This window comes from Actinomadura sp. BRA 177 (genome assembly GCF_013372625.1).
In the GTDB taxonomy this organism is placed as follows: Bacteria; Actinomycetota; Actinomycetes; order Streptosporangiales; family Streptosporangiaceae; genus Spirillospora.
Map to the genome: position 1 here is coordinate 1 of NZ_JABXFD010000617.1, position 8,643 is coordinate 8,643.

The window sequence follows — 8,643 nt, forward strand, 5'->3', positions numbered from 1 at the left end:
CGGCGAGCACCCGCTCGTCTTCGACGACTAGAACACGCACAGGGTCCCCCTCCTGGTCGGGCGCGGCGGCCCTCGGCTCTCAGATATGCCACGGGCGCCGTAAGACGCTCGTAAACGGGCGTTCAGTGCAGCGCCAGCCGCGCGGTGACCGGGCGGCCCGTCGGCCCGCACACCTCGACCTCGACCCGCCGCCACCCGGCCGCCACCGCGGCCTCCACGGTGCCCTCGCCGCCGTCGGCCACGGGCAGCTCGACCAGCGGGACGTCCGGCCGGGCGCGGCGCAGCCCGGCCGCCAGATGCCGGGCCGCCTGCGCCGCGGTCAGCGCCCCCGGGAACCTGTCAGGCGCCAGCAGGACGTGACCCGGCGGAGACGGACGGGAGGGAGAGTCCGCGGACACAGCCACGCCTTTCACGCCGGGAGAGGTAAGGCTCTACCTTCTGCTTACGCCATGACGGCACTATTTGACACCCGCAAACGCGGCCGAGAGTCTCAAATGGCCGTAGAGCCGTGTTCTCCCGGGGTGGCTACCGCACGTCCAGCCACTGCTCGATCGGGTTGATCGCGAAGAAGACCAGGAACAGCACCACCACCGGCCACAGCCAGACCGACACCTCGCGGACCTTGCCCTTGGCCAGCTTGATCAGCGCGTAGGCGACCATCCCGCCGCCGATCCCGATGGTGATCGAGAACGTGAACGGCATCAGCACGATGGTGAGGAACGCCGGGATCGTCAGCTCCAGGTCGGTCCAGTCGACCTTGGCGACCTGCGTCATCATCAGCGCGCCGACGACGACCAGCGCGGGCGCGGCGGCCTGCGCCGGGACGGTCGCGGCGAGTGGGGTGAGGAACAGCGTCACCGCGAACAGCGCGCCGGTGGCGAGGTTGGCGAGGCCGGTCCGGGCGCCCTCGCCGACGCCGGCCGCCGATTCCACGAACACCGTGTTGGCGGACGAGCTGGTGACGCCGCCGAACGCCGCGGACAGGCCGTCCACCGACAGGATCCGGCCGAGCCGCGGCACCTGGCCCTTCTCGTCCAGCAGGCCGGCCTCGTCGCTGACCCCGAGGATCGTGCCCATCGCGTCGAAGAAGCCCGACAGCACCAGGGTGAACAGCACGACCAGCGCGGTGATGACGCCGGCCCGGGCGAACCCGCCGAACAGGTCGATCTCCCCGAAGAGCCCGAAGTCGGGCGCCGCGAACAGCTGGTCGGGCATGTTCGGGGTGACGACGCCCCAGCCGCCCTCCTTGACGGACGCGTTCTCCTGGATGGCCACGGCCCCGATCGTCCCGGCGATGATGCTGATCAGGATCGCGCCCGGCACGCGCCGCACGTAGAGCACGATCATCAGCAGCAGGGTGAGCGCGAACACCAGCGTCGGCCACGTCGCCAGGTGGCCGCCGGTGCCGAGGGACAGCGGCGGGCTGGTGGCGCTGGAGGTGACGAACCCCGAGTCGTAGAGGCCGACCAGCGCGATGAACGCGCCGATGCCGACCGCGATCGCGTGCTTGAGGGCGAGCGGGATCGAGTTCATGATCCGCTCGCGGATGCCGGTGAGCGCCAGCACCACGATGACCAGGCCCTCGATCACCACCAGGCCCATCGCCTGCGGCCAGGTCATCACCGGCGCCGCCTGGAACGCCACCACCGCGTTGATGCCGAGGCCCGCGGCGAGCGCCAGCGGCGCGTTGCCCACCAGGCCCATGATCACCGTGGTGATCGCGGCGGACAGCGCGGTCATCGTGGTCAGCTGCGGGATCGACAGCGTCGCGCCGGTGACGTCCTTCGCCCCGCCGAGGATGATCGGGTTCAGCAGGATGATGTAGGCCATCGCGAAGAACGTGGTGACGCCGCCGCGCAGCTCGCGCGCGACGGTGGTACCGCGCCCGCTGAGATCGAACAGCCGCTCCAGCGGCCCGCCCCCGCCGGCCGGCGGCGATTCGTCGGTCTTCGCGGTACTGGTCTTGGACATGGCGGGCGCTCATCTCTGCGCGGCGGTGGTTCCGGCGGCGTGGTCCGGAATCGGGCGAGCACAGATTAGCCGCTGCGGACTCCGCAGCGTGACGGGGGTGAGGCGTCCCCTATAGCCTGCCCTGGTTCACTTCTTCCTCGCCCTGCGCGCGGCGCGGCCGGCGACCATCCTGTAGGCGGTGGCAACAATGGACCGGGAGACACTGGGGCAGCGCATCCGCGCCCTGCGGATCCGGCAGGGCGTGAGCCAGGCGCAGCTGGCCTTCCCCGAGCTGTCCGACAGCTACATCTCGCTGATCGAGAGCGACAAGCGGGTGCCGGCCCCGAGCGTGGTCGAGCTGCTGGCCGGGAAGCTGAACTGCTCGGCGACCTACCTCGTCAGCGGCGTCAGCGAGGACGTCGTGGACGAGCTGCGCGTCACCCTCGACTACGCCGAGATCGCGCTGAGCAACGGCGCGGCGGCCGAGGCGCGGGCCCGGTTCGCCGAGGTCCTGGCCAACGCCGACGCGGTCGCGCTGCCGGAGATGCTGCACCAGGCGCGCTGGGGCCACGCCCTCGCGCTGGAGGCCGCCGGCGAGCTGGAGGACGCGATCGTCGGGCTCACCGCGCTGACCGAGGAGGCCTCCGCCGAGGCCGACCTCGACCACTGGGCGAAGGTGCACGTCGCGCTGAGCCGCTGCCTGCGCGAGCGCGGCGACGTCAGCGCCGGCGTCGAGGCGGCCGAGAGCGCGCTGCGGCACCTCATCGCGACCGGCGCCGACTCCACCGACGCGGCCGTGCACCTCGGCGCGGCGCTGCTCGCCGCGTTCATCGAGCGCGGCGACCTCGTCCGGGCCCGCCAGCTCGCCGGCCAGCTCGTCGAGCGGGCCGAGCGGATCGGCAGCCCCCGGGCGCGGATGGTCGCCTACTGGGAGGCCGCCTACGTCGCGGAGATCCGCGGCGAGTACGAGGACGGCGTCACGCTGGCCGAGCGGGCGCTGCTGCTCGCCGGCGACGGCGAGGACCCGCGCGACCTGAACCGGCTGCGCGTCATCTACGCCGGGCTGCTGCTGCGCGCCCGCCCCGACCAGGCCGCCCGCGCCCGCGAGCTGCTCACCCGGGTGCGCGGCGAGATCACCGCCAGCTCGTCCGGGGAGATCGACGTCGCCTGGTGCCTGACCGAACTGGCCCGCGCGGAGACCGCGCTCGGCCGTCCCGCCGAGGCGGTGACGCTCGCCGAGGAGGCCCTCGACCTGCTCGGGGACGCCCCGCGCCGGGCCACCGCCGGGGCGCTGACCGTGCTCGGCGAGGCGTCGGTGCGGCTCGGCCGCCGGGACCGCGCCGTCGAGGTGCTGACCCGGGCCGCGACGTGCCTGGAGCAGATGGAGTCCTCCCGGGAGGCCGCGCAGGCGTGGTTCGACCTCGCCGAGGTGCTGGCCGAGGCGGGCCCCACCGGGGAGCCCCGGATGGCCGCCTACCGGCGCGCGCTCACCTGCGTGGGGGTCTAGCCGAACCATCCCGGCCGCCGCGGCATCCATAATGCTGCGAGTCGTCCGAGGTGGGGGAGTGATCCGTGTTCGGTGTGGTGCGGCCATGTAGGCATGTCCTGTGCGGGTCGCTGTTCAAAGACTGGATGGCGCATCTGTGCGGGCTGTGCCTGACGCTGCGGGCCGAGCACGGGCAGGCCGCGCGGCTCGTCACCAACTACGACGGGCTGCTGGTGTCGGTCCTGGTGGAGGCGCAGGCGCCGGAACTGTCGCCGCGCCGCAAGGCCGGGCCGTGCGCGCTGCGCCGGATGAAGACCGCGGAGGTCGTCACCGCGAAGGCGCAGGGCGCGCAACTGGCCGCCGCGGCGTCGTTGCTGCTCGCGGCGGGCAAGACCCGCGACCACGTCGCGGACGGCGACGGGCCGTACCGGCGCCGCCTGGTCGCCGCCGCGGCCGGGCGGATGGCCGGACGCTGGGACGCGGCGGGCGAGCGGACGGGCGCCGCGGTCGGGTTCGACCCGTCGGTGCTGCGCGACGCCGTCGCACGCCAGCCCGCCCTGGAGGCGGCGCCCGGCCTCGGGCTGCTCGACCTGACCGAGCCCACGGAGACCGCCGTCGCGGCCGTGTTCGCGCACACCGCCGTCCTCGCGGGCAAGGAGGCCAACGCGGAGCCCCTCGCCGAGGCGGGCCGCTTCTTCGGCCGCCTCGCGCACCTCATCGACGCCGTCGAGGACCTCGCGGACGACCGGGAGGCCGGCGCCTACAACCCGCTCCTCGCCACCGGCACCGGCCTCGACGAGGCCCGCCGGCACGCGGACGACGCCCTGCACGGGCTCCGCCTCGCCCTCGCCGACCTGGAACTGGAGCGGCCGCGGCTCGTCCGGGCGCTGCTGGACCGGGAGGCCGGCCGGTCCGTGGACCGGGTCTTCGCCGACCCGGAGAACCTGTCGAAGGGCGGCCCCCGGCGGCCGCGTCCGGGCTGGCCGATCCCGTGCTTCACCGGGACGCTCGTGTGCGCGACCTGCGGAGTCTTCCAGCCGGAGTGGAGCGAGCACCACGGCGACTCGTGCGGGGACCGCTGCTGGTGCTCGCGGAACTGCGACGACGGCTGCTGCGACTGCTGCCAGTGCTGCGAGTGCTGCGACTGCGACTGCGATTGCGACTGCTGCGGGTGCGACTGCTGAGGAAACCGATTCGCGGCATCTGCCCGGATTGAAACACTGTGGAACCCGGGACGTGCCATGGTGGCGGGCTCAGTAGGGTAGATGCAGCCCTTCCAGTCCTAGAGAACCCGGCCCTCCATGAACTTCCTCAAGCCCCGCCGGCCGATGCGCCGACTCGGCGTCGTCGCCGTCCTCGCCCTCGTCCTCGGCGCCCTCACCGCGACGCCCGCGCTGGCGCACTCCCGGCTGATCAGCAGCACGCCCGGCAAGGGCAAGTCGGCGGAATCGGTCACCGAGGTCAAGCTGGTCTTCAGCGACAAGATCAGCCTGGCGAAGGTCGTCGTCAAGGACGCCCAGAACAAGACGTACCAGTCGGGTGAGGCGGAGCGCTCCGGCACCACGGTGACGCAGCAGCTGACGGGGCCGCTGCCCGCCGGGTCCTACACGGTGGCCTACCGGGTCGTCGGTGAGGACGGGCACCCGATCGAGAGCGACGACCTGACGTTCACCGCGACCGGGGGCGAGGCCGCCGCGCCCGCGCCGTCCGCCGGTGCGGTCGGCGCCGAGGAGCAGACGGGCGACGCCGCCACCGCCAACGAGCAGCCGCTCAAGGCCGACCAGGCCGCCACCGAGGAGGACTCCGGTTCCGGCGCGGTGCTCTGGGTGCTGATCATCGCCGGCCTCCTCGTCGGCGTCGGCATCGGGGTCGGCATCGTGTACCGCGCCAAGCGCAGGCACCCGGCGGCGACCGGAAGTGAATAGCGGTGAATAGGGGCAGCCTGGGCGTCTGGCGGGCGGCCGCGGTCGCGGTGGCCGCCGCCGGCGCCGTGCTGGTGGCCGGGCTCGTCCTCGGCGGCTCGGTCACCGAGAAGGTCATCCCCGGCCTCGGCGACGCCGGCGCCCTCACCCGGTGGGGGCTGCCCGCCGCCCGGACGGCCATGGACCTGCTGTCCGCGCTGACCGTCGGCGCGCTGCTCGCCGCCGCCGCGTTCCTGCCGGTCGAGGGCGGGCGCGGCGCCTCCCGGCTGTCCAGGGACGCGATCGGCTACCTGAACGCCGCGTCCTGGATCGCCGCCGGCTGGGCCGCCGCCGCGGCGGCCACCCTGGTCCTCACGGTCTCCGACGTCCTCGGCCAGCCGGTCGGGGAGGTCCTCACCGGCAGCGAGCTGAGCAGCTACGTCGGCTCGCTGCCGCAGGGCACCGCGCTGATGATCGTGGTGCTGCTGGCCGTGGTGGTGGCGCTGCTGGCGCGCACCACCACCACGCCCGGCGCCGCGTTCGGGCTGCTCGCCATGGCCGCGGTCGCGCTGCTGCCCGCGCCGCTGACCGGGCACTCGGCCTCGGCCGCCAACCACGCCACCGCGACGACCGGCGTCGCGCTGCACGTCGCCGCGGTCGCGCCGTGGGTCGGCGGGCTCGCCATCGTCTGCGTGCACGCGCTGCTGCGCCGCGACCGGCTGCCGCTCATGGCGGACCGGTTCAGCCGCATGGCCCTCTGGTGCTACATCACCGTCGGCGTCAGCGGGCTCGTCAACGTGATCGCCCGGCTGCCCGACCCCGCCGAGCTGGCCACCACGAACTACGGGCGGCTCGCCCTCGGCAAGATCATCGCGTTCGGGGTGCTCGGCTGGTTCGGCTGGTGGCACCGGGAGCGGACGCTGCCCGCCCTGAACGACCGCAGGCCCCGCGCGTTCGCCCGGTTCGCCTCCGTCGAGGCGGCCGTGATGGCTGCCACCATGGGCCTCGCCGTCGCGCTGGCGCGCACCGCGCCGCCCCCGCCGACCGAGCCGGAGTCGGCGGTCAAGTCGCTGCTCGGCTACGACATGCCGCCCGAGGTCACGCCGGTGCGGCTGCTGACGCTCTGGCAGTTCGACCTGTTCTTCGCCGCCCTCGTCGCCGTCCTCGGCGGGCTCTACCTCGGCGCCGTCGTCCGGCTGCGGCGGCGCGGCGACTCCTGGCCGATGGGGCGCACCGCCGCGTGGCTCATCGGGCTCGTGAGCATCATCGCCGTCACGCAGACCGGCGTCGCCAAGTACGCGCCGATCCTGTTCAGCGTGCACATGGCGCAGCACATGGTGCTGAACATGCTGACGCCGATCTTCCTGGTCGTCGGCGCGCCGGTGACGCTGGCGCTGCGCGCGCTCAAGCCCGCCCCGATCCGCGGCGACCGCGGCCCGCGCGAGTGGCTGACCGCGCTGCTGCACAGCCGCTACCTCGCGGTCATCGCCCATCCCGGGGTGGCGACGGTCATCTTCGTGGTGAGCCTCTTCGCGCTGTACTTCACGCCGCTGTTCGAGGCGGCGATGCGCAACCACCTCGGCCACATCGCGATGATGGTGCACTTCCTGGCGGCCGGGTCGCTGTTCTTCTGGGTGCTGCTCGGCGTCGACCCGGCGCCGAAGAAGCTGCCCTACCCCGGCCGGCTCCTCCTGCTGTTCGTCACGATGCCGTTCCACGCGTTCTTCGGCATCGCGCTGATGAGCATGAGCCAGGCGCTGGCGCGCGGCTGGTACGGGGCCGTCGACCCGCCGTGGGGCACCACGACGCTGCACGACCAGCACACCGGCGGCGCGATCGCCTGGGCGTTCGGGGAGATCCCGACGTTCATCGTCCTCATCGTGATGGCGTTCCAGTGGTACGCCGACGACCAGCGGCAGGCGCGGCGGCTGGACCGCAAGGCCGACCGGGCCGCGAAGGCGGGCGGCCGCTCCGGGGAGGACGAGCTGGCCGCCTACAACGCCCGCCTGGCCAAGCTCGCCGAACGGGACAAGGCCGCGGCCGAGGAGCAGGGCAAGGCGTGATCCATCGGGGGGCGACCCCCGAGCCCCCGGCGGCACACTACTCCCTCTCGCGGGGGAGGGGCGTCGGGGCGGCGTCTGCCAGGATCGTTGTGTGGTTCGCGTGTTCCGGCCGCTGATCGAGCGGACGACCTGGCAACGCTGGGCCCACCTCGTGGTGGGCGGCGCGCTGCTGATGCCGTACTGGTTCCTCGCGATGAGCCTCACGCCGCTGCTGCCGGCCGGCAACACCGTGGTGATGGTCGTGCTCATCCTGCTCGTGCTGCCGGGGGCTGCGGCGTTCGTGACCGGGCTCGTCCCGACGGTCCGGCTGCTGGAGAGCTCGCTCGCCAAGGAGCTGCTCAAGGGGCCCGCCGCGACGCTCGTCCCAGGGTCGGCGCACTCGTGGGAGAGCCGGGTCCGGGCCGCCGCCTGGTACACGCTGCACCTGGGCGCCGGCGTGGTGGTCAGCGGGCTCAGCCTGGCGGTGCCGCCGTTCGCGGTCGTGATGCTCCTGGCGCCGATGGTGACCTGGGACCCCCGGTTCCTGGAAACCTGGGGATGGCGGGACGGCTGGCACCAGTGGCCCGCGCCGCTGATCGGACTGGCGTCGCTGGCCGTGCTGCTCGCGCTGATCGTCGCCGCGGGCCGGCTGCTGGCCCGGCTCGCGCCGCGGTTCCTCGGCCCGTCCGCCGCCGAGAAGCTCGCCGCCGTGGAGGCCAGGGCGGTCAAGCTGGCCGAGCGCAACCGGCTGGCGCGGGAGCTGCACGACTCGGTGGGGCACGCGCTCAGCGTCGTGACCCTGCAGGCGGGAGCGGCCGGACGGGTCCTCGACAGCGACCCGGCGTTCGCCCGGGAGGCGCTCGGCGCGATCGAGGAGTCGGCCCGCGCCGCGCTGGAGGACCTCGACCACGTGCTGGGGCTGCTGCGGGAAGACCCGGCCGGCCCCGCGCCGCAGGCCACGCTGAAGGACCTCGGGCGGCTGCTGGAGCAGACCCGGATCGCCGGGGTGGAGCTCGACGCGGAGGTGGAGCCGGAGGTGGAGCACGTCCCGGCGGCGGTGTCGCGGGAGGCGTACCGGATCGTCCAGGAAGGGCTGACGAACGCGCTGCGGCACGCCGGCAAGGTCCCGGTGCGGCTGCGGCTCGGCATCGCGGGGGAGAGGCTGGAGATGGAGATGAGCAACCCGCTCGGCGCGCACCCCGTCTCTTCTACACATCTGACGCTGCCGACCAAGAGGGAAACATAAGACCCGGCCGCCCGCCCT

7 protein-coding genes are annotated in these 8,643 nt (G+C 73.7%); 5 read left to right on the forward strand and 2 right to left on the reverse strand.

Annotated elements, in window-relative coordinates; all coding sequences use genetic code 11:
- Positions 1–122 precede the first annotated feature (122 nt).
- Together HUX53_RS34590 and HUX53_RS34595 are read right to left on the reverse strand one after the other, a co-directional pair.
- Positions 123–404, reverse strand: a complete 282-nt coding sequence (locus HUX53_RS34590) for a glycerate kinase (RefSeq protein ID WP_309237568.1) — start codon at positions 402–404, stop codon at positions 123–125.
- Between the two features lie 121 nt (positions 405–525).
- On the reverse strand, positions 526–1,971 hold the full coding sequence (locus HUX53_RS34595; protein ID WP_176407487.1) for an NCS2 family permease: 1,446 nt from the start codon (positions 1,969–1,971) through the stop codon (positions 526–528).
- A gap of 187 nt (positions 1,972–2,158) precedes the next feature.
- On the opposite strand from HUX53_RS34595, the gene HUX53_RS34600 reads away from it, so the two are divergent.
- From HUX53_RS34600 to HUX53_RS34620, 5 genes are all read left to right on the forward strand, one after another.
- Positions 2,159–3,457: a helix-turn-helix domain-containing protein gene (locus HUX53_RS34600; protein ID WP_176407492.1), complete on the forward strand. Its 1,299-nt coding sequence runs from the start codon at positions 2,159–2,161 to the stop codon at positions 3,455–3,457.
- A gap of 65 nt (positions 3,458–3,522) precedes the next feature.
- Positions 3,523–4,620 (forward strand): DUF5685 family protein, encoded by a 1,098-nt coding sequence (locus HUX53_RS34605; RefSeq protein ID WP_176407488.1) that lies wholly within the window; start codon positions 3,523–3,525, stop codon positions 4,618–4,620.
- A gap of 117 nt (positions 4,621–4,737) precedes the next feature.
- Entirely contained in the window at positions 4,738–5,361 is a 624-nt protein-coding gene (locus tag HUX53_RS34610; protein WP_176407489.1) for a copper resistance protein CopC, read from the forward strand.
- A 2-nt stretch (positions 5,362–5,363) separates the two neighbouring features.
- Entirely contained in the window at positions 5,364–7,400 is a 2,037-nt protein-coding gene (locus tag HUX53_RS34615; RefSeq protein ID WP_176407490.1) for a bifunctional copper resistance protein CopD/cytochrome c oxidase assembly protein, read from the forward strand.
- Between the two features lie 91 nt (positions 7,401–7,491).
- Complete coding sequence (locus tag HUX53_RS34620) at positions 7,492–8,625, forward strand: histidine kinase (protein WP_309237569.1); 1,134 nt, start codon at positions 7,492–7,494, stop codon at positions 8,623–8,625.
- Positions 8,626–8,643 lie beyond the last annotated feature (18 nt).